This window comes from Collinsella sp. LCP19S3_F2 (assembly GCF_052121015.1).
Lineage (GTDB): Bacteria > Actinomycetota > Coriobacteriia > Coriobacteriales > Coriobacteriaceae > Collinsella.
This window is the reverse complement of record NZ_JBQKFA010000006.1, coordinates 15,845-34,516: the sequence shown is the minus strand read 5'-3', so window position 1 is coordinate 34,516 and position 18,672 is coordinate 15,845. Positions and strand designations below refer to the sequence as shown.

At 59.7% G+C, this 18,672-nt stretch carries 17 protein-coding genes; 6 read left to right on the top strand and 11 right to left on the bottom strand.

Annotated features, from left to right (window positions below; genetic code table 11):
• Nucleotides 1-203: 203 nt before the first annotated feature.
• Both ACTQX9_RS06340 and ACTQX9_RS06335 read right to left on the bottom strand, forming a co-directional pair.
• Nucleotides 204-1,421, bottom strand: coding sequence for a helix-turn-helix domain-containing protein (locus ACTQX9_RS06340; protein WP_441540788.1), 1,218 nt, complete (start codon nt 1,419-1,421; stop codon nt 204-206).
• 266 nt (nt 1,422-1,687) lie between these two features.
• Complete coding sequence (locus ACTQX9_RS06335; RefSeq protein WP_427719780.1) at nt 1,688-2,722, bottom strand: YeiH family protein; 1,035 nt, start codon at nt 2,720-2,722, stop codon at nt 1,688-1,690.
• 193 nt (nt 2,723-2,915) lie between these two features.
• Here ACTQX9_RS06335 and ACTQX9_RS06330 point away from each other — a divergent pair, with 193 nt between their 5' ends.
• Complete coding sequence (locus ACTQX9_RS06330) at nt 2,916-3,617, top strand: GntR family transcriptional regulator (protein WP_441016618.1); 702 nt, start codon at nt 2,916-2,918, stop codon at nt 3,615-3,617.
• Nucleotides 3,618-3,729: 112 nt separating this feature from the next.
• Here ACTQX9_RS06330 and glmS read toward each other — a convergent pair whose 3' ends face one another.
• Nucleotides 3,730-5,577 carry a glutamine--fructose-6-phosphate transaminase (isomerizing) gene (glmS, locus tag ACTQX9_RS06325; protein ID WP_441016615.1) on the bottom strand — a complete coding sequence of 616 codons (1,848 nt, stop codon included), beginning with the start codon at nt 5,575-5,577 and terminating at the stop codon, nt 3,730-3,732.
• 329 nt (nt 5,578-5,906) lie between these two features.
• Here glmS and ACTQX9_RS06320 point away from each other — a divergent pair, with 329 nt between their 5' ends.
• Nucleotides 5,907-7,019, top strand: a complete 1,113-nt coding sequence (locus ACTQX9_RS06320; protein ID WP_441540787.1) for a LacI family DNA-binding transcriptional regulator — start codon at nt 5,907-5,909, stop codon at nt 7,017-7,019.
• Nucleotides 7,020-7,132: 113 nt separating this feature from the next.
• Here ACTQX9_RS06320 and ACTQX9_RS06315 read toward each other — a convergent pair whose 3' ends face one another.
• Nucleotides 7,133-7,783, bottom strand: a complete 651-nt coding sequence (locus ACTQX9_RS06315; protein WP_427719784.1) for an HAD family hydrolase — start codon at nt 7,781-7,783, stop codon at nt 7,133-7,135.
• A gap of 167 nt (nt 7,784-7,950) precedes the next feature.
• Here ACTQX9_RS06315 and ACTQX9_RS06310 point away from each other — a divergent pair, with 167 nt between their 5' ends.
• The gene (locus tag ACTQX9_RS06310; RefSeq protein WP_441540786.1) at nt 7,951-8,829 is read left to right on the top strand and encodes a hypothetical protein; all 879 of its coding nucleotides are present in this window, start codon (nt 7,951-7,953) and stop codon (nt 8,827-8,829) included.
• A 95-nt stretch (nt 8,830-8,924) separates the two neighbouring features.
• The gene (locus ACTQX9_RS06305) at nt 8,925-9,125 is read left to right on the top strand and encodes a hypothetical protein (RefSeq protein WP_441016603.1); all 201 of its coding nucleotides are present in this window, start codon (nt 8,925-8,927) and stop codon (nt 9,123-9,125) included.
• Here ACTQX9_RS06305 and ACTQX9_RS06300 read toward each other — a convergent pair.
• The 7 genes from ACTQX9_RS06300 to ACTQX9_RS06270 form a co-directional block, all read right to left on the bottom strand.
• Nucleotides 9,122-9,772: an HAD family hydrolase gene (locus tag ACTQX9_RS06300; RefSeq protein WP_427795280.1), complete on the bottom strand. Its 651-nt coding sequence runs from the start codon at nt 9,770-9,772 to the stop codon at nt 9,122-9,124. The genes ACTQX9_RS06305 and ACTQX9_RS06300 overlap by 4 nt on opposite strands.
• A gap of 244 nt (nt 9,773-10,016) precedes the next feature.
• Nucleotides 10,017-10,469: a PTS sugar transporter subunit IIA gene (locus ACTQX9_RS06295; protein WP_195503788.1), complete on the bottom strand. Its 453-nt coding sequence runs from the start codon at nt 10,467-10,469 to the stop codon at nt 10,017-10,019.
• A gap of 11 nt (nt 10,470-10,480) precedes the next feature.
• A complete protein-coding gene (locus ACTQX9_RS06290) occupies nt 10,481-11,419 on the bottom strand; it encodes a transketolase family protein (RefSeq protein ID WP_441540785.1) in 939 nt (312 codons plus the stop codon).
• On the bottom strand, nt 11,419-12,249 hold the full coding sequence (locus ACTQX9_RS06285) for a transketolase (protein ID WP_441540784.1): 831 nt from the start codon (nt 12,247-12,249) through the stop codon (nt 11,419-11,421). The genes ACTQX9_RS06290 and ACTQX9_RS06285 overlap by 1 nt, the downstream gene beginning before the upstream one ends.
• A 62-nt stretch (nt 12,250-12,311) precedes the next feature.
• Nucleotides 12,312-12,995 (bottom strand): fructose-6-phosphate aldolase, encoded by a 684-nt coding sequence (gene fsa, locus ACTQX9_RS06280; RefSeq protein WP_441540783.1) that lies wholly within the window; start codon nt 12,993-12,995, stop codon nt 12,312-12,314.
• Nucleotides 12,996-13,213: 218 nt separating this feature from the next.
• Complete coding sequence (locus ACTQX9_RS06275; protein WP_427719788.1) at nt 13,214-14,488, bottom strand: class II D-tagatose-bisphosphate aldolase non-catalytic subunit; 1,275 nt, start codon at nt 14,486-14,488, stop codon at nt 13,214-13,216.
• 144 nt (nt 14,489-14,632) lie between these two features.
• The gene (locus ACTQX9_RS06270; protein WP_441016594.1) at nt 14,633-16,105 is read right to left on the bottom strand and encodes a PTS fructose transporter subunit IIC; all 1,473 of its coding nucleotides are present in this window, start codon (nt 16,103-16,105) and stop codon (nt 14,633-14,635) included.
• 411 nt (nt 16,106-16,516) lie between these two features.
• On the opposite strand from ACTQX9_RS06270, the gene ACTQX9_RS06265 reads away from it, so the two are divergent.
• A complete protein-coding gene (locus tag ACTQX9_RS06265) occupies nt 16,517-17,527 on the top strand; it encodes a LacI family DNA-binding transcriptional regulator (RefSeq protein WP_427719749.1) in 1,011 nt (336 codons plus the stop codon).
• A gap of 119 nt (nt 17,528-17,646) precedes the next feature.
• Complete coding sequence (locus ACTQX9_RS06260) at nt 17,647-18,630, top strand: DNA/RNA non-specific endonuclease (RefSeq protein WP_441540782.1); 984 nt, start codon at nt 17,647-17,649, stop codon at nt 18,628-18,630.
• Nucleotides 18,631-18,672 lie beyond the last annotated feature (42 nt).

Sequence of the window (18,672 nt, the reverse complement as noted above, 5' to 3'; positions counted from 1 at the left end):
AGTGCGTTTGAACGAGCCATCAAACCCCGAGGCGCTTTTGCCCCACGTCCGTGAAGTCGTGCGACGGTTGACCGGCGCCGCGGGCTTTCGAACCCGATTTGTTTTTGAAGTCTCCGCCATACTCCCCGCACGCCGTAACACAGTCGAAACAATACTGCTTTGGACTGTATCACACGCGCCGCGCGCGGTCACGGGCGCCTCGCTTAACGGTCGTCGTCCTTCAGCAGGCGCCACAGGGTCGTACGGCTTATGCCTAGCACTTCGGCAGCTCGGGTCCTGTTGCCGTGAAGGTGACCTACGACCAGCCGCGCGATATCGCGCTCGGTATCGGCCAGTGGGCGCAAGATATACAGATCGCTATCGAGCGTCGGGGCACCAAAGGTCGCGGTCTTGATAACGTCCTCCTGAGCGAGCACCTCCTCCGCCACCGCCCGCTCGGCCGTACCCATCCTCACTAATATATAAAGTCGTTCCGAAACCTCACGAAGCTGTAGATAGTTACGGGGCCATCGATAGGCATCGAGTGTCTTTGCCGCCCCGGACGACAAGGCGGGTGTTGCCGTCTCAAACATATCTGCCAGATACTCCAGATAGCGCGCAACCTTTTCCGACGCGCCGCCCTGCTCGGCAATCGCCGGCGCCACACTCACTGCACAGGCCAGACGCTCGGTTACAAAAGCAGCCTGATCGCTTTCGCCGCCGCCTGGCATGTCGTTTGCCGTCAACACCACATGGCAACGAGTTGCGAGCGCCGTGTCGATCATTGCGGACACGAGCTCGCGCAGGCGTTGGGGGCCAACAGCATGCCAGCCGCCCATGCAAAGTGTCAGCCCCGTTTGGAATAGCGGCGATTCGGAACTTTTGAGCAGATGGCGCCAACCGCGATCCGTAAGCTCATCGAGCGCAACGGACACAAAGGGCTGGTCGGCATAGGGTCCATCCAGGTACAGGCGTTTTGCAATCTGATCCTGTCCCGCGCCCAGCTCGCCCTCGAGCATAAGGGGCACTCCGCGCGCATAGCTCTCCCGTACGGGGGCAGCGACCGCTGCCGCGTCTTCGACGATGCCGTACGCGCTCGATTCGTAGCGGGCCTCAACTTCGTCGGCGTTGAGCCACTCGATGCCCGCATGCGCCGCGGCGGCGCGCACCTCGCGGACCACGATGACCCAAAGGCCCCCGCCCTCTTTGTCGGTGGGGCGAACGGTCAGGCTCAGGCGCGTACCCGCACGCCCCATAACCAGACGCGCGCCGTCTCCTATGCGGTCGAGGCGCTCAGCGACAAAAGCCGCCACATCCCGCTCAAGCGCCGCGTCATTCATGGTCGAGATCGCGACGTCCCCACGCGCATCGATTGCCAATGCCGAGGCCCCGGCAGCAGCTAGGGCATCGCTCAAGATCTTCAGCTTGGCATCGCTATCCATGATTTGCCCCTGTCCGCTGCGACGTGCAACCGCCGACGGTCGCACGACCGAGTGTTTCAAAATTGAACGATATTGCTCACCAAACACTATAGGGCAGAAAGCGCCGTCCTGCGAGTATAGGTGTTGCCCCGCATCGCCATCCTGGCGGGGCGATAAGAGCTCTTCGGGATCTATTAACCTGCGGACAAGCCATACCCGCAAGAGCTCCTATCGCTCCACCGCGAGGATGCGGCCACCAGCAACCAGCACGTAAATGGGCTACTTCTCTACCAGATTCCCAGCACGTGCTGCATTCCCAGACCCATGCACGCAATGCCAATCCAGCAGCAAAAGCCCAATGCGATGGGCTTGCCACCTTTTTTGACCAGCTCGACGATATCGGTATTAAAGCCAATAGCCGCCATGGCCATCACGATAAAGAACTTCGACAGCTCCTTGATGGGCGCCGTAACGGACGCGGGAAGCTGAAACACTGTGGTGACCACACTCGCCAGCACAAAGAACAGCACAAACATGGGAAACGCGCGCTTAAGGGAGAACGTGCTTTTGGCGTCGCCGCCGGCCTTGCGCGCCAGATGCATCTGCCAGCATGCGAGGACCAACGTGATGGGAATAATGGCCAGCGTCCTGGTGAGCTTGACTACCGTAGCGCTCTCGAGCACATTGGCGCCGGGATGCATACTGTCCCAGGCGCTCGCCGCAGCCGTTACAGACGAGGTGTCGTTGATAGCGGTACCGGCAAACAGGCCAAAGCCCTCGTTGGTCAGCCCAAGCATGCCTCCAAGCGTTGGAAACACGAGCGCCGCGATAACGTTAAACAGGAAGATGACCGAAATAGCCTGGGCAATCTCGCGATCGTCGGCATCGATGACAGGCGCGGTCGCGGCGATGGCGGAACCGCCGCAAATCGACGAACCCACACCCACAAGCGTCGCGATCTTGCCCGGTACGTTCATAACGCGGCAGAGCACAAAGGCGATGACGAGCGAGGTCAAGATCGTAGCCACGATAATCGGCAACGACTGGGCGCCTTTGGACAGAATCTGCGAGAGGTTCATGCCAAAGCCAAGCAGGATAACCGCGTACTGCAAGACTTTTTTAGACGTATAGGTGACGCCGGCGGCGAGCTGTTCGCGACGATTCTTGGGAAAGACGAGCGCCAGAACCATGCCAAAGAGGATGGCAAATACCGGCCCACCGACCACCTCAATCTGTTTGCCGAGCAACGACGCAGGGATGGCGATGATCAGGCAGAACAAGACACCCTTCCAGCGCTCGCGTACGATATTTACCAGTTGCATATGGGATTCCTTCTTTCTATTTCACGTTTGCGACGGCTTATGATACGGCAACATCGAGCACAGCCATACGCAAAAACAGACTAAGATGCCACAATAGTTCTCGGGCAACAACCGAATTATCCAGCGCGGAGAGCTGATTCGCGGCATAATTAACAACTGACATATGAGTGTGATAGAACAGTTGCGAGGCACTATGGAAGAATCGATGCACGTCGGCGAGCAGGAAACGAGCCTACAGGACCAGTCCTACCACACCATTCGACGCAAAATAGTCTACCTGGACTACAAGCCGGGCGAAAAGCTGGGCGTCAAGCAGCTTTGCGACGACCTAGATATGGGGCGCACCCCTGTGCGCGAGGCACTGGTGCGTCTGGCGCAAGAGGGCCTAGTGCGCACCGTGCCCCAAAGCGGCACCTATGTCTCGCCCATCAACCTCACCCTTGCCGAGAGTGCCTGCTACATTCGCGAACACCTGGAAAAGCAGGTGATTGTGGAGTGCTGCGCCCGTGCCACCTCGGTAGCCATCGAGCAGCTCGACCGAGCCATCGCGCTGCAGGAAAAAGCCATGGCCGAAGAGGACCGCATCGGCTTCTTTTTAAGCGACAACCTCATGCACCGCATGATCTTTAGCATCGCGTGCCGCAGCACCGTGTGGTCGTGGCTCGAGGCGACCAATGCCGACCTGGAGCGCTTCCGCTGGCTGCGCGCCGCTACGCAGGCGCTCGACAATCAGGAGATTGTTAACGAGCACAAGCAAATCCGCCGCGCCATCGCCGGTCGCGATCCTATCGAGGCAAGCTTTTTGGTCAGCAAGCACCTGCATATGATGTTCCGCAACCAGACCGAAGTCCTGGACCAATATCCCGAGTACTTCGAGACCAGCAAGCTCCGCTAACCTGCCAAAAAGGGACAGGTTTATTTTGGCAGGTTTTATCTGGGCAGATGCAACAAGGCCCGGCTCCGCCGCAACGGAGCCGGGCCTTAGTTGTTAGGACGTAGGAACTCGATTACTCTACTGTGACACTCTTGGCCAGGTTGCGGGGCTGGTCAACGTCGCAACCGCGCAGGATGGCAACCTCGCGGGCGAGCAGCTGCAGCGGAACGCTCGCCGTGATGGGGCTGAATACGTCACGGACGGACGGCACGCGAATGACGCAGTCGGCGATCTTGTTGATTTCCTCGTCGCCCTCGGTAGCAACGACGATGACCTTGGCGCCGCGCGCCTTGCACTCCATGAGGTTCGACACCGTCTTGTCGTATGTTGCGCTCTTGGTTGCAACCGCGATAACGGGGAAACCCGGGTCGATCAGCGCGATAGGGCCGTGCTTCATCTCGCCGGCAGCATATGCCTCGGCATGCAGGTAGCTGACCTCCTTGAGCTTGAGCGCGCCCTCGTAGGAAATGGCGGCGCCCATGCCGCGACCCACGAACAGTGCAGACTGCGCGTCCTTGCAGACAAGCGCGGCCTCGTGCACGGCCTCGGTCTGCGTATCCAGGATCCACTGGATCTGCTCGGCCGTATCGGAAAGCTCGCGGAACAGCATGCGCGCCTGCTTGGTGGTCAGACGGTACTTAACCTGCGCCAGCAGCAGGGCCAAAAGCGTAAGGCTCACGACCTGACCGATGAAGCTCTTGGTCGAGGCAACTGCAATCTCCTTGTTGGCCTTGGTGTAGATAACGCCGTCGCTCTCGCGCGCCACCGGGCTGCCCAGCACGTTGGTGATGCCAAAGACCTTGGCACCCTTGATGCGTGCATCGCGAATGGCGGCAAGGGTGTCGGCCGTCTCGCCCGACTGGGACACGGCCACGACAAGCGTCGTCGGCGTGATGATGGGGTTGCGATAGCGGAACTCGCTTGCCGCCTCGACCTCGGTAGGAATACGAGCCCAACCCTCAATAAGGTTCTTGGCGATAAGTCCGGCATGGTAGCTGGTGCCGCAGGCAATCACATACACGCGGTCGATATCGTTGAGCTCCTCGAGCGAAAGGCCCAGCTCGTCGATATCGAGCTCACCGGCGGGGGTCATGCGGCCCACCAGGGTATCACGCACGACGCGAGGCTGCTCATGGATCTCCTTAAGCATAAAGTCGGGATAACCGCCCTTTTCGGCCATATCCAGGTCCCAGTCGATATGGGTAAGCTTGGGCTCAATCACGTTGCCAGCCTCGTCGGTATACTCGACGCCTGCGGGCGTAAGCTTGGCAAACTGACCGTCTTCGAGCACCACGACATCGCGGGTGGCATCGATAAGCGCGATCACGTCGGAGGCAACGTAGGAGCCGGTTTCGCCGACACCGACCACAATCGGGGAGTCCTTGCGGGCCACGGCGATCACGCCGGGCTCATCGGCAGAAACGGCGGCCAAACCATAGGCGCCCACCACGTGGGTGCAGGCCTCGCGCACAGAAGCCATCAGGTCGTGTGTCTCGGCATAGGCCTCTTCGATCAAGTGCGCAAAGACCTCGGTGTCGGTCTCGCTCTTAAAGTGATGGCCGCGGCCCTCCAGCTCCTCACGCAGTTCGGCGAAGTTCTCGATGATGCCGTTGTGGACGATGGCGATGCGACCGTCGCAGCTGGTGTGGGGATGGGCGTTGACAACGGAGGGCTTGCCGTGGGTAGCCCAGCGGGTGTGGCCGATGCCGCAGGTGGCGTCGCTGTCGACATTGGTAAGTTCGCTCTCCAGGCCCGCGACCTTGCCCACGCGGCGAATGACGTCGAGGTGAGCCGCCGTGCCCTCGCCCACCTCGAGTGCGACGCCCGAGGAGTCATAGCCGCGATATTCCATGCGCTTAAGGCCCGTGACAAGGATGTTCTTTGCAATATCAGAGCCGGTGTAGCCGACAATTCCGCACATAGGATAAATCCCTTCGCTCGCGTGACTGCAAAACGTCCACGCACAAGGGGCGCTGAGACGTATAACGTTCGAGTATTGTACTCACGCAAGCGCAAGCTGATATACCAGAAGTGGTATCTCAACTTAGATACCACCCGATGCACACACGTTCAGCCGGTCCAAACCGCCACAAAGGTGCCTGTCCCCTTCGTGGTGGTCGCGCTGGCAATAGCGTTTCCCCAGATAAAACCTGCCAAAATAAACCTGTCCCTAATTGGCAGGTTTTGACACCCTAGGGACGGGCGATGCTACAATCTGGCTTGTACTTGAAACGCATCAAAGGGGCCGCTATGGCAAAGGTAAAAATCAGCGACGTCGCGCGCGAGGCAGGGGTCTCGCTGGGCACGGTATCCAACGCGCTCAACCATCCCGAAAAGCTGCGCCCCGAGACCCTCAAACTCATCAATGAGACCATCAATCGCCTTGGCTACCTGCCCAACCAAAGCGCCCGCCAGCTCGCAGGAGGCACCACCAAGTCCTTTGGCCTGGTCCTCCCCCGTCTCGACCACGGCTTCTCGCTCCAAATTGCCAGCGGCGCCCATAACGAGGCCCGCAAGCACGGTTACGACCTGCTCATCGCCAACGCCGATAACGACGATATTCTCGAAGACCATTACCTGCGCTACTTTATGGGCACCCAGATGTCCGGCGTCATGGTTCAGCCCATGGCATCCCCCGACTGGCACCCCGCCATGGCCAAGATGCCCGTGCCGATTGTCCATCTGGACATTCACTGTTCCGAGCCCGGTTACTACGTGGCCGCCGACAACGAGGCGCAGGGGCGCATTATCGCCGAGCTCGCCATCGCCCGCGGCGCGCGCCATATCACCGTTGTGGGCAGAGCGGCATTTATGCAGCTCACCCTGCGCGTACTTGGCATTCACAAGGCCCTCGCCCTGTATCCCGATATCAAAATTGAGGTCATTGACGCCGGAGAATGGAATACCGCTGCCGACGGTTACGGCATCGGCGCCCAGATTGCCGAGCGCTCTGCTGACGAGCGTCCGGATTTTGTCATCGGCCTAACCGACGTATTGGCCTCGGGTGTTATCTCGGCGTTGATCGACAAAGGCATCTCCGTCCCCAAGCAAGTTCGCGTGGCTGGCTGCGACGGCAACCCGCTTGCATGGAGCGGGTCGGTCCCTCTCACCACAGTGGCACCGCCGGGTTACGAAATTGGCCGCAAGGGCGTGCAGCTGCTCGTGGAGCAAATCGAGAACAAGGCGCCGACAAAAACCAAACGCGTCCGTATCGGCTCCGCCGCACGCACCGTCAACGAGGTCACAGCCGCCGAGGACATCAACCGTCAGGAACTCGTGCGGCCGTTCCTCTTAGAGCGCGCCAGTACCCAGGCAAGCAGCCAAGCCGAAGCCACCGCCATCAACCTGGGCGCGTATCTATAGCACGTCGACCAGTATGCCAAAACGCAGCTTAAGCAAAAGAGGCCCGGCCATTGCCGGACCCCTTATGCTTAAGCGTAAATGTTGGCAATTGCCCGTTTCAACGCCGCAGCTGTCTAGCGCACGGCCTTGACCGCCGCCGTAAGGTCGAACAGCGTATCGAGCACGGCCTCGCAGCCATCCACCACATTCTGCGGCAGCGGCACAATGTCGGGGACGGCAAAGACATGGCAGCCGGCCGTAATACCCGAGACGCAGCCGTTGCGTGAATCCTCGACCACGGCGCATTCCTCGGGGGCGAAGCCCGCGCGCTCGCAAGCAAGCAGATACATCTCGGGGTCGGGCTTGCCGTGCACGACGTCCTCGCCGCAGGTCACCGTCTCAAACTTGTCAAAAAGGCCGACCATCTTAAGGTTGCGCTCGGCCGTAGCGAGGCGCGACGACGTCGCTAGACCCACGTGATAGCCCGCAGCCAGCAGCTCGCCTATGCACTCGGCGGCACCGGCCTTAAGCTCCAAATCGGTCTTGACCATCTCGTCGCGAATCTCCTTGTGGCGAACATAGATCGCCTCGGTGGTTTCATGGCTGCCGTAATGCTTATCAAGGATGTCCATGACATCGGGCAGAGTGCGGCCGATAAACTGATGGATCAGCGCATCATCAATCGCGACCCCCAGCTCGGCAGCGCCCGCCTTCCATGCCTTGATGCCCAAACGCTCGGTATCGACCAGCGTTCCGTCCATGTCAAAAATTACAGTCTTGATCATATCGGTCCCCTCACCGGATTGCATTACGGCCACTCTAGCGCACTTTACAAACTTGTATATAACGTATATAGCATATTGCACTATCGTTACATAGGCAAAAGTCATATGACGAGCAGTCCGATAGGATTATAGTTTTCGACCGAGTACTCAATGGTAAGGATTGTTTTATGCTTTCAGACACTACCGCACCTGCAAAGGAGCTTCAGGACAAACTCGCGGCGCTCGAACAGCTGCTTTTGGCATACGGACGCGTCGCCATCGGCTTTTCCGGTGGCGTCGACAGCAGCTTTTTGGCCGCGGTCTGCGCCCGCATCATGCCTGCCAGCACGCTTCTCGTTCACCTCACCACGCCGCTCATCGGCACGCCCGAACAGACCTCGTTTGAGCGATCCGTTGACAGGCAAACCAATGAGGGACCGCATTTTAAGCTCCCCGTGCTCAATCTTTCGGTCGATCAGCTGCAGCTCCCCCAAGTAGCCTGCAACGACGCCAACCGTTGCTACCACTGCAAGCACGCCGGCTTTACCGCCATCGTCAACCACGCTAAGTCGCTCGGCTTTCCCACCGTCATCGATGGCAGCAATGCAAGCGATCGCGGTGACTACCGTCCCGGCATGCGCGCTGCCAAAGAGCTCGGCGTACGCTCCCCTCTTATGGAGGTCGGCTTTACCAAGGACGAAGAGCGCGAGCTGCTGCGCGCATGGGGCTATCCCGTTTGGAACCTGCCGGCGGGAGCCTGTCTTGCCACGCGCGTCCCCACAGGCGAGGAGCTTACGCACGAGAAGGTCGATTTAATCCGCGCCTGCGAGGACTACCTGCACGATCTTGGTCTGTCGCAGGTACGCGCGCGCTTGGTCGGCGGCCGCATGCGTATCGAGGCCGCTCACGCAGATGTCGCCAAAATTGCCGCCCTCGGCGGTGCTACCGTCAATGCCGAGGGCAAGACCCCGCTGCCCGCCGCCATCGAGTCCGCGCTGCGCGAGCTGGGCTGCGCCCACATCTCCCCCGAAGTCACCCCCTACATCCACGGCAATATGAACCAGTAACCTACCAAAAAGGGACAGGTTTATTTTGGCAGGTTTTATCTTGGGAAACGCGAAGAGTGCCACGCCAAATCACCGTTACGGACAGGGAGGCATTCATGCAGCTCGCCCTGCGCATACTTGGCATCCACAAGGCCCTCGCCCTGTATCCCGATATCAAAATTGAGATCATTGACGCCGGAGAGCGAAATGCCGCAGCCGACGGCCACGGCATCGGCGCCCAGATCGCCGAGCGCGCCGGCACCCAGGCAAGCGGCCACTCCGAAGCCACCGTCATCGATCTCGGCGCATACCTTTAGCGCACGGCCTTGACCGCCGCCGTCAGGTCGAACAGCGTATCGAGCACGGCCTCGCAGCCATCCACCACATTCTGCGGCAGCGGCACAATGTCGGGGACGGCAAAGACATGGCAGCCGGCCGTAATACCCGAGACGCAGCCGTTGCGCGAATCCTCGACCACAGCGCATTCCTCGGGGGCAAAGCCCGCGCGCTCGCAGGCAAGCAGATACATCTCGGGGTCGGGCTTGCCGTGCACGACGTCCTCGCCGCAGGTCACCGTCTCAAACTTGTCAAAGAGGCCGACCGTCTTAAGATTGCGCTCGGCCGCGACGCGGCGTGACGACGTCGCAAGGCCCACGTGATAGCCCGCAGCCAGCAGCTCGTCGAGGCACTCGGCGGCGCCGGCCTTAAGCTCCAGGTCGGTCTTGGCCATCTCGCTGTGTAGCTCAATGTTGCGGGCAAAAATCGCGTCGGCGGTTTCGCCCTTGCCGTAATGCGCCTCAAGGATGTCCTTAACATCGGCATTCGAACGGCCGATAAACTGATGGATTAACGCATCATCAATCGCGATCCCCAGCTCGGCCGCGCCCACCTTCCATGCCCTCATGTCCAAACGCTCGGTATCGATCAGCGTTCCATCCATGTCAAAAATAACAGCCTTGATCATATCGACCCCTTCATCGGCTTGCGTTACCGCAAATCTGCTGCGCGTTATAAGCTTGTATATAACGTATATATCATATTGTACTTTTATTACATAGACAGAAGCTTTATGACGCAGCCTGCCAAAAAGGGACAGGTTTATTTTGGCAGGTTTTATCTGGGGAAACGCAAACAGGGCCGCGACACCTCTATGGCGTCGCGGCCCTTTTCCTTGGAGAAGGATCGATTGATTGAACGGGATGACCGTTCTAGTCTTCGAGTCCGCTATTGATGAGCTCCGCAATCTCAACGGGATCGGTGCTCGCGCGCACCTTGTCACGGAAGCCGGCGTCCATCAGCATCACGGCAGCCTTGGAGAGCAGACGCAGGTGCGTGGTTCCAGCCTCGCCGGCGGGCACGTACAGCGCGAGCGCAACATCGACGGGCACCCCATCGAAGCTCGGCCATTCAACGGGCTCGGCCAGTTTAAGCACGGCAACGCCCGGCGTGTGGATCGCGTCGCTTTTGGCATGCGGAACGGCAAAACCGGCGACAAGGCCGGTCTCGGCCTCGTTCTCGCGAGCAATAAAGGCAGCCTCTACGGCAGATGCGTCATCGGCAAAACCGAGCTCGATGGCCTGCTCGGACAAATAATGCAGGGCGTCCTCGCGCGAGGCGGCGGTATACCCGATCGTCACTTGGTTGGCAGATACAAATCCCATGGAAACCTTCCTTACAACACAGACCTGACCGCAGCTTCGATACCGTCGGCGTCCAAACCGTACTCGTGCAGCAAATCGACCGCAGGGCCGGACTCGCCATACACATCGCGCACGCCGACGCGTCGCATCGGCACCGGATGCTGCTCCGCGAGCACCGAAGCCACGGCCTCGCCAAGACCGCCGATAATCGAGTGCTCCTCGGCAGTGACCACGCGACCAGTCTTCTTGGCGCTGGCAACTACCAGGCGCTCATCAAGCGGCTTGATCGTGTGCATGTTGATAACCTCGGCATCGATACCATCGACAGCGAGGGCCTCGGCAGCTTCAAGCGCCTCGGCAACCATGAGGCCACAAGCGATGATGGTCACATCAGACCCCTCGCGCACGACCACGCCGCGACCAATCTTGAACTCATAGTCCTCGCGATCGTTGATGACCGGTGTTGCCAGGCGGCCGAAACGCATGTAGACCGGCCCCTCAAACTCATAGGCGGCGCGCACGCAAGCGCGAACCTCGATGTCATCGGCGGGGACGATCACCGTCATACCCGGGATCGTGCGCATGAGCGCGATGTCCTCGCAGCACTGATGCGTGGCGCCGTCTTCACCGACCGAAATGCCCGCATGGGTGGCGCCGATTTTGACGTTGAGGTGCGGATAGCCGATGGAATTACGCACTTGTTCGTACGCGCGGCCGGCGGCGAACATGGCAAAGGTGCTCGCAAAGGCGACGTGACCCGTGGTTGCAATGCCGGCGGCAAGCCCCATCAAGTTGCTCTCGGCAATGCCGGCGTCGTAGAAGCGCTCAGGGTGCGCGGCCTTAAACTTACCGGTCTGCGTTGCGGCGGCCAGGTCGGCATCGAGAACCACAAAGTCATCGTGCTCATTGCCCAGCTCGACAAGTGCCTCGCCATAGCTAACGCGCGTGGCGACTTTCTTGACGTCTGCCATTAGAGCTCCTCCCCTGCTGCTGCGAGCTCGGCCATGGCCTGCTCAAACTGTTCATCGTTGGGTGCCTTGCCGTGCCAGCCCACCTGGTTTTCCATAAAGGAAACGCCCTTGCCCTTCACCGTCTCGGCGATAATGGCCACAGGCGAGGCACTCACTTTGCGAGCCTCGGCAAAGGCCGCGGCAATCTGCGCCATGTCGTTACCGTCGGCGAGCTCAATCACATGCCACTTAAAGGCACGAAACTTGTCGGCAAGCGGCATAGCCGAGTTAACTTCGTCGATACTGCCGTCAATTTGCAGGCCATTGTGATCGACGATAGCGACGAGGTTATCCAGGTCGTGGTTGCCGGCGAACATGGCCGCCTCCCACACCTGCCCCTCCTCGCACTCGCCGTCGCCCAACAGCGTGTAGACGCGGTAGCTGTCACCCCAGTGCTTTGCGGCGAGCGCCATTCCAACCGCGGCGGAGATACCCTGACCGAGCGATCCGGTAGACATGTCGACGCCCGGCGTGTCATTCATATTGGGATGGCCCTGCAGGCGGCTGCCGATATGACGGAGCGTCTCGAGCTCCTCCTTGGGAAAGAACCCGCGCTCGGCGAGCACGGCATAGAGTGCCGGAGCGCAATGGCCCTTGGAGAGCACAAAGCGGTCGCGGTCGGCGCGGCTCGGATTCGACGGGTCAACATCCATTTCCTCAAAGTAGAGGTAGGTCATAATGTCGGCGGCGCCAAGCGACCCGCCCGGATGCCCCGACTTGGCGGCGTGGACACCCGTGACAATACCGCGGCGAACCTCATTGGCAATCTTGGCCAGTTCCTGATCGGTCATGGAGTTTCCTCTCTTGAGCACGCCGGCCCGGCATAACAAATGCTGGGCCGGCAGAACCATCGTTACTGTGCCTCGACGACCTTTTTCCAGTCGGCCTCGAACGAGGCAAGGCCCTGGTCGGTCAGCGGGTGATACAGGCATTTCTTAAGAGCGGCCATGGGGACGGTCGCAATATCGGCACCGAGTAGCGCCGCCTGGGTCACGTGATTGGGCGTGCGGACGGATGCGGTGATGATCTCGACGGTGTCGTCGACGTTCTTGCCAGTCCAGTCATAGTTCTTGATGCAGGTCAGAACGTTGTCGAGCTGCGAGATACCGTCCTCGGCGATGTCATCGAAGCGTCCCACAAACGGGCTGATGTAGCGGGCGCCGGCGTTGGCGGCCATCAAGGCCTGGGTCGGCGAGAAGACGAGCGTCATGTTGACGCGCACGCCCGCATCGGCTAGCGCGCGGCAGGCGGCGAGGCCGGCCTCGCAGACGGGGAGCTTGACCACAATGTTGGGAGCCAGGGCGGCAAGACGCTTGCCCTCCTCGATCATGCCCTCGGCAGTAGTCGCGGTGGACTCGGCAGACACGGGCAGACCCTCGCAGAGCTCGGCAATCTTGAGCATATGGGGCTCAAAGTCGGCGAGCTTACCGCCGGTCTTGGCGTACAGGGACGGATTGGTGGTGACGCCGGCAAGGCAGCCCCAGCTCTTGGCCTCGGCGATCTCGTCAAGGTTGGCGGTATCGATAAAGAACTTCATGGTACAAACTCCTTCGAAGGAATAGCTAGCAATCTAAGGACAACGGCTCAATCACTGGTCGAACCAACGTCAGCGAGCGGGCAGCTGCCGTGGCAAGGTGGTGCGAAAGAGGAGCGAAGCGTACTTTGGTACGCGAGCGACGGCTTGAGCGCCAGATTGCCCGGCAGATGCTCGCGCAGCGTCGGCCGGTCCGGCGTTTGTCAAAACGCCGGAACTACCTAGTCCTCGAGAGCCTTCTCGATGCGGCTCGTGACGCCCTTGAGGTTAAGACCGACGACGTACTGCTTAATCGGGCGCTTGATATGCTCGATCACAAAGCGCTTGCCGTCGATGTCCTGGGCAGCGAGGTTGCGATAGAGCTTCTCGACCTGCTCCTTGACCTCGGGATCGTTGAACGCGTAGTGGCCGGAGACATCCAGAATCTTCAGGCTGAGCTCGTCGTCGGCCAGAATGTCGTCAACCTGCAGGTTGACATCATCGCCGGTCATCCACTTGCGCCAGCGCTCGGTCTTGATAGCCTTGACCAGCAGCGTGTGATACAGGTCGGAGGGATCGTCGCACAGGCCGTTGTCGACCAGAATCTGCTCGGTAGCGCAGAGCTTGAGGTAGGCGCGGGTCTCCTCGGTGCCGTACTGAGGGGCGACATTGGAAGCGGTCACGTGAGCCGGAATGTGCTCGAGCAGCGTCGCGTCGTCCAGGTAGTCGGCGTTGTGCTCCTTCAGGCCCACGCCGTAGCGCTTTGCCATGTCGGCGAGCTCGCGGGCGTTCTTAAAGTTGTAATGGCCAACCTGCTCGGTCCAACGGGTGAGCGTGCCGGTCTGGCCGACGATAAAGGTGGGCATGGGGCAGCCGCGCTTCTCGAGCTCGGGCTGCAGCTGAGAAATGAACTCCTCGTACTTATCGGTAGAGGTCAAGCCGCCATTGGTCTCCTCGGTACCGACCTCATAGGCGACCTCGGGCAGGTTATGCTCGCGACGGTACTGCTCAAGGTAGTCGATAAGATCGATCGTGCGGCGAAGCACCACGTCGAGCGGAATAACCTTGCCGATCTGATAGGGGTCCTTGGTGGGGTCGACCATCAGCAGGTCAAAGCCTGCCTCCATGTCGGCGACGAAGGACTTGCGGGCGAGCTCCATGGCCTCGTCCTCGGGCAGGTGGGCGTTACGCTCCTCGTCGCGCTGCCACGGACCGCCGTGATCGCGGCACAGGTAGTACGGGCCGGTGTAACCCACCTCGTCGGCAACCTTCTTGATGTCGGCGGCAAAGCGCTTCTGGTCCCAACCGTTGACGTAGCCGGCGCCCATCTCGTCCATATCGACCTGGTTGCGGCTGGCGATAAACATGGGCGGGAAATCCTCGTCCTTGGCAAGCTCGAACACGGCCTGAATCAGGTTGGGGCTCATGGGGCCAATGCCGACCATGGTTGCGTGATCGCCGCTATCCTGCAGCTTGAGCATGCCCTGAACGGCCTGGCGGATGGTGAGGTTGGACATTTTGTTCTCCTTCTCCAGAGGATTTTTGACAAAAGTTCCCTGGGACCCAGATGCGGGCCCTATCAGTACGGATGGATTTTGTTGTGTAGGGGCGGTTGTGCGGAGTCAAATCCATCCCTCCGCACAACCGGAGTCCTTAAAGGGTTACTTGGCCTGCTTATCGAGCGTGGGCTTCATGGCAATCAGGATTGCAGCGGCGACCACGGAGCCAATCACGATGTCCAGGCAGAACAGCGCGACGTTGTTGGTGGCAAGGGCAACGATAAAGCCACCGTGCGGGACGTAGCAGTCGATACCCTGGAAGGCGGCAAGCGCCGCACCCACGGCAGAACCGATGCAAATGCCGGGAAGGGTGTGACCGAGATCCTTGACCGCGAAGGGGATAGCGCCCTCGGTAATACCGATGCAGCCCATAAACAGTGCGGAGATACCCATCTGACGGTCAGCGTCATCGAACTTGTTCTTGGCGATGAGCGCAGCGAGGCCGCAAGCAATCGGGGGAATGGCGACAGCGACGCGGAACATACCGTTGGGGCCGTAGATGCCGGAGGCCATGATGGCCATAGTAAAGGTCGAAGCGGTCTTGTTGACGGGACCACCCATATCGAAGGCGGTCATAACGCCAATGACCAGGCCCAGGACGACGGCGGAGCCGCCCTGCAGGCTTCCGAGCACGCTGGTGAGCCAATCCATCACAAAGCCAAGCGGCGTGGCCAGGATGTAGATGTAGGCCATGCCCAGGACGAGCGAGGTCAGAATCGGGATGATCAGGATCGGCATGATGGTCTGGATGGTGTTGTTGACCTTCCAGGTCTTCATCCAGCGGACAAAGTAACCACAGATGACAGCCATAATCATGGCGCCCAAGAAGCCGGTCGAAACGCTGTTGCCACTCGGGGTGACGACGGCGTTGTTGACCAAGTAGCCCAGGACAAAACCGGGGGCAAGCGCGGGCTTGCCGGCCATCGAGTAAGCGATGTATGCCGCAAGCACCGGAATCATCATAGAGATGCCGGCCATACCGATGGTGTTAAGGCTCACCATCAACGGGTTGGTGACCTCCATGCCGTTAGCACCGGCAGTACCGGATGCCAACGAGAAGGCGAGGAACACGCCACCGATAACGACAATGGGGATAAAATAGGAAACGCCGGTATTGAATGCATTGAGCAGCGTCTTGCCAGGATCGGCAAAGATAGACTGCTTGGACGCCGGTGTCGGGGCCTGCGGGGCAGCGGAGACGGCCTTCTTCTCTGCCTTGGCCTCGGCCTTGGGCGCGTCAACGGCGCCACCCGTCGCCTTGATAATCTCAACAGCCTGGTCGATGATCTTGACCGGATCGGCGATCACATCGGAAGTACCGACCTTGAGGAACTTGCCCTCGGCCATCTTCTGCTCAAAACGGTCCTCGTTCTCGACACCCACGTCGACGGACTCCAGGACCAGGTCGGCGGAGTCCACGTCTTCCTGCGTGAGCTCATTCTCGATACCCAGGCCACCCTGAGCCTCGACCTTGCACTCGATGCCACGGGCGGCGCATTCATCCTGAATCGCCTTCTGGGCCATATACGTGTGGGCGATACCCACGGTACAGGCGGCAACGCCTACGATCTTCATTGCTTCCCTCTTTTCATAGAGTTGCGTGCGCAAGACACCGTTTGCGGAGGCCTCCGGAGCATCCCCTGCCGTTTGGACTTGCTGTCTTTTCGACAAGACCAATATAGGTGCTCATTTTTCTTAATACCAGCTTATTTCGGTAAACGCGCAGGTCAGAGCGTTGGTTATGCAATTTAGTTATGCGTTTAACCAAAAATGAATCCTGCGTTTTTGATCTCTTTTTTAAAAGTCAAGAAGTATTTAGATTTCTCGGTAGACGGCAGGCTTGCATAACCGCCACGAATTTCGGACCCCACGGATACGGTATTGTTGCATACTCATAAAAGGGCGAAAGGACAGGCAGAATCGTGTGCCCGCAACCCGAACGTGAACCACCGCGCCAAACAACGCAATTTGTCGGAAGGAGTCGCTGTGACCAAACAGCGCGTTACGATCGCAGACGTCGCCCGCGAGGCGGGAACTTCAACAGCCAGCGTCTCGTATTACCTCAACGACAAACGAGACAAGCTCAGCGACAAAACGCAGGCAAAGATCGCGCGCGTTATAAAGGAGCTGGGATACGTCCCCAACGCCCAGGCGCAAACACTCACCGGCAAACAGACCCGCGTCATCGCCATCATCATCTTGGATAACACCAACAAATGGGCGGGCCTCGTCCTCAACGGCATGGAGCAGGTCATGCTCCCCGCGGGCTACCAGACGGTTGTTTGCACGAGCAACTTTAACCCCGAGACCGAGCTCATGTATGTCGACAAAATGCTCTCGCTGGGCGTCGATGGCTTTATCATCCAGCCCACGGCAAACTTCAAAGCCGTGCACGACCGCATTAGACGCGCCGGCAAGCCGGTCGTCTTTTTCGATGCGGCCATCTATAGCCCAGGTACCAGCTGGATCAAGACCAACCTTTACGACGGCGTGTACAACGCCACGCAGGCACTCCTCGACGCCGGTTACGAAGATTTCTTTTCCATTGCCGCCAACATGACCGAAATGCGCACCCGCATGGAGCGTTTTCAGGGGTATGCCGAGGCGCTGGCAGCGAACGGACAGCTCTACAAAGCGATTTCCATCGACCACAACAAGCCGTCGGTCAGTGAGCTTACCGAGTACTTTAAATACAAGCTCAACCCCGCCAAGCGAACCCTTATCTTCGTGCAAAATCAGTGGGCACTTCCCCGTGTCTACAAGGCCCTCCAGCCCATGGCCCATCTACTTCCGCAGCAAATCGGTCTTTTGGGACTCAACTGCGAAGACTGGACCAACCTCACCACGCCGACCGTCTCCACCATCATCGAGCCCGTCGACCAGGAAGGCAGAGAGGCGGCCGAGATGCTCCTCGCGCTACTCGATGGTAGCAGCACGCCCGGTGAGCAGCGTATTCTCGAATGCAAACTCAATTGGCTCGGTTCTACCTCGATCTAGACCGCGGGACAAATGAATCCGTAGCGTTTGTCCCAAATCTTAAGTATTTGTTCGATAGAACGGCCCTCGGCGGCTCCTGCTAGACTGGTAGACTCCCAACCGTCCGTCCAGGAGTCACCATGTCGCGCAAGTCCGCCTACAAGCAAGCACTTTCTATCGGCACCGCTGTGGTGCTGGGGTTTGCGCTGTTTACGGGATCGCTCGACGGGGCGCCCAGACTGCTCTCGCCGCAAAGTGATGAGCAGGCGGTAGCCCTGGCCGAGAAGCAAGACGAGAGTCCCAGCCGCACCGACGACGAGGCAGACCTGGTTGCCCGACTCGAATCGGGAACGGCAAACTCCACAGACTCCCAAAACAGCCCGAACTCTAGCGACAAGCCACATTCCGCCGCACCCGACACCGGTGATGACGTTTCCGCGGACAGCGCCGCCACCCCCATCGACGAGGTCGAAAACCCCAATCTCGACCGCGCCCGCGGCGTATACCTCAGCAGCATTCCTGACTACGCGGGTAACCCCTATGTTGCCCTGCGAGCCGACAGCACGCACCCGTTGGGCACACCATCATTCACGCTCGATGAATACGAGCGCGCTACAGAAGAAGGTTGCTTTAAGAAGTTCTCCAAGCTCGACGGCCTGGGCCGCACCCGCAAAGCGCTCGCCTGCGTGGGCCCCGAATCGCTCGGTCAAGGCGAGCGCGGCGATATCTCGCGTATCCATCCCGCCGGATGGCGCCAGCAGCGCTACGACTTTATTCCGGGCCAGAGCCTCTACAATCGCTGTCACCTCATCGCCTGGTCGCTCTGCGGCGAAAACGCCAACCGCAAGAATCTCCTCACCGGCACGCGTTATCTCAACGAAACGGGCATGCTGCCATTTGAGGAGCAGATTCTCGGCTACATCCGCGAGACGGGCAACCATGTGCTCTACCGTGTCACGCCCATGTACAACGAAGAGGAACTCGTCTGCCGTGGCGTGCGTCTTGAGGCGCAATCGGTCGAGGACCACGGCAAGACCCTGTGCTTCCACGTGTACTGCTACAACCTGCAGCCGCATGTGCAGATCGACTACGCTACCGGCCGCAATCAGGCCTCGGGAGACTAGGGCCGGCCAAGCTGCCCCAAAACTTAAAATGGACCGTTTTCC

Excerpts from the sequence above, each read along its gene's own strand:
- ACTQX9_RS06340 (WP_441540788.1), bottom strand. The coding sequence starts at position 1,421 with ATGGATAGCGATGCCAAGCTGAAGATCTTGAGCGATGCCCTAGCTGCT.
- ACTQX9_RS06335 (WP_427719780.1), bottom strand. The coding sequence starts at position 2,722 with ATGCAACTGGTAAATATCGTACGCGAGCGCTGGAAGGGTGTCTTGTTC.
- ACTQX9_RS06330 (WP_441016618.1), top strand. The coding sequence starts at position 2,916 with ATGGAAGAATCGATGCACGTCGGCGAGCAGGAAACGAGCCTACAGGAC.
- glmS (WP_441016615.1), bottom strand. The coding sequence starts at position 5,577 with ATGTGCGGAATTGTCGGCTACACCGGCTCTGATATTGCAAAGAACATC.
- ACTQX9_RS06320 (WP_441540787.1), top strand. The coding sequence starts at position 5,907 with ATGGCAAAGGTAAAAATCAGCGACGTCGCGCGCGAGGCAGGGGTCTCG.
- ACTQX9_RS06315 (WP_427719784.1), bottom strand. The coding sequence starts at position 7,783 with ATGATCAAGACTGTAATTTTTGACATGGACGGAACGCTGGTCGATACC.
- ACTQX9_RS06310 (WP_441540786.1), top strand. The coding sequence starts at position 7,951 with ATGCTTTCAGACACTACCGCACCTGCAAAGGAGCTTCAGGACAAACTC.
- ACTQX9_RS06305 (WP_441016603.1), top strand. The coding sequence starts at position 8,925 with ATGCAGCTCGCCCTGCGCATACTTGGCATCCACAAGGCCCTCGCCCTG.
- ACTQX9_RS06300 (WP_427795280.1), bottom strand. The coding sequence starts at position 9,772 with ATGATCAAGGCTGTTATTTTTGACATGGATGGAACGCTGATCGATACC.
- ACTQX9_RS06295 (WP_195503788.1), bottom strand. The coding sequence starts at position 10,469 with ATGGGATTTGTATCTGCCAACCAAGTGACGATCGGGTATACCGCCGCC.
- ACTQX9_RS06290 (WP_441540785.1), bottom strand. The coding sequence starts at position 11,419 with ATGGCAGACGTCAAGAAAGTCGCCACGCGCGTTAGCTATGGCGAGGCA.
- ACTQX9_RS06285 (WP_441540784.1), bottom strand. The coding sequence starts at position 12,249 with ATGACCGATCAGGAACTGGCCAAGATTGCCAATGAGGTTCGCCGCGGT.
- fsa (WP_441540783.1), bottom strand. The coding sequence starts at position 12,995 with ATGAAGTTCTTTATCGATACCGCCAACCTTGACGAGATCGCCGAGGCC.
- ACTQX9_RS06275 (WP_427719788.1), bottom strand. The coding sequence starts at position 14,488 with ATGTCCAACCTCACCATCCGCCAGGCCGTTCAGGGCATGCTCAAGCTG.
- ACTQX9_RS06270 (WP_441016594.1), bottom strand. The coding sequence starts at position 16,105 with ATGAAGATCGTAGGCGTTGCCGCCTGTACCGTGGGTATCGCCCACACG.
- ACTQX9_RS06260 (WP_441540782.1), top strand. The coding sequence starts at position 17,647 with ATGTCGCGCAAGTCCGCCTACAAGCAAGCACTTTCTATCGGCACCGCT.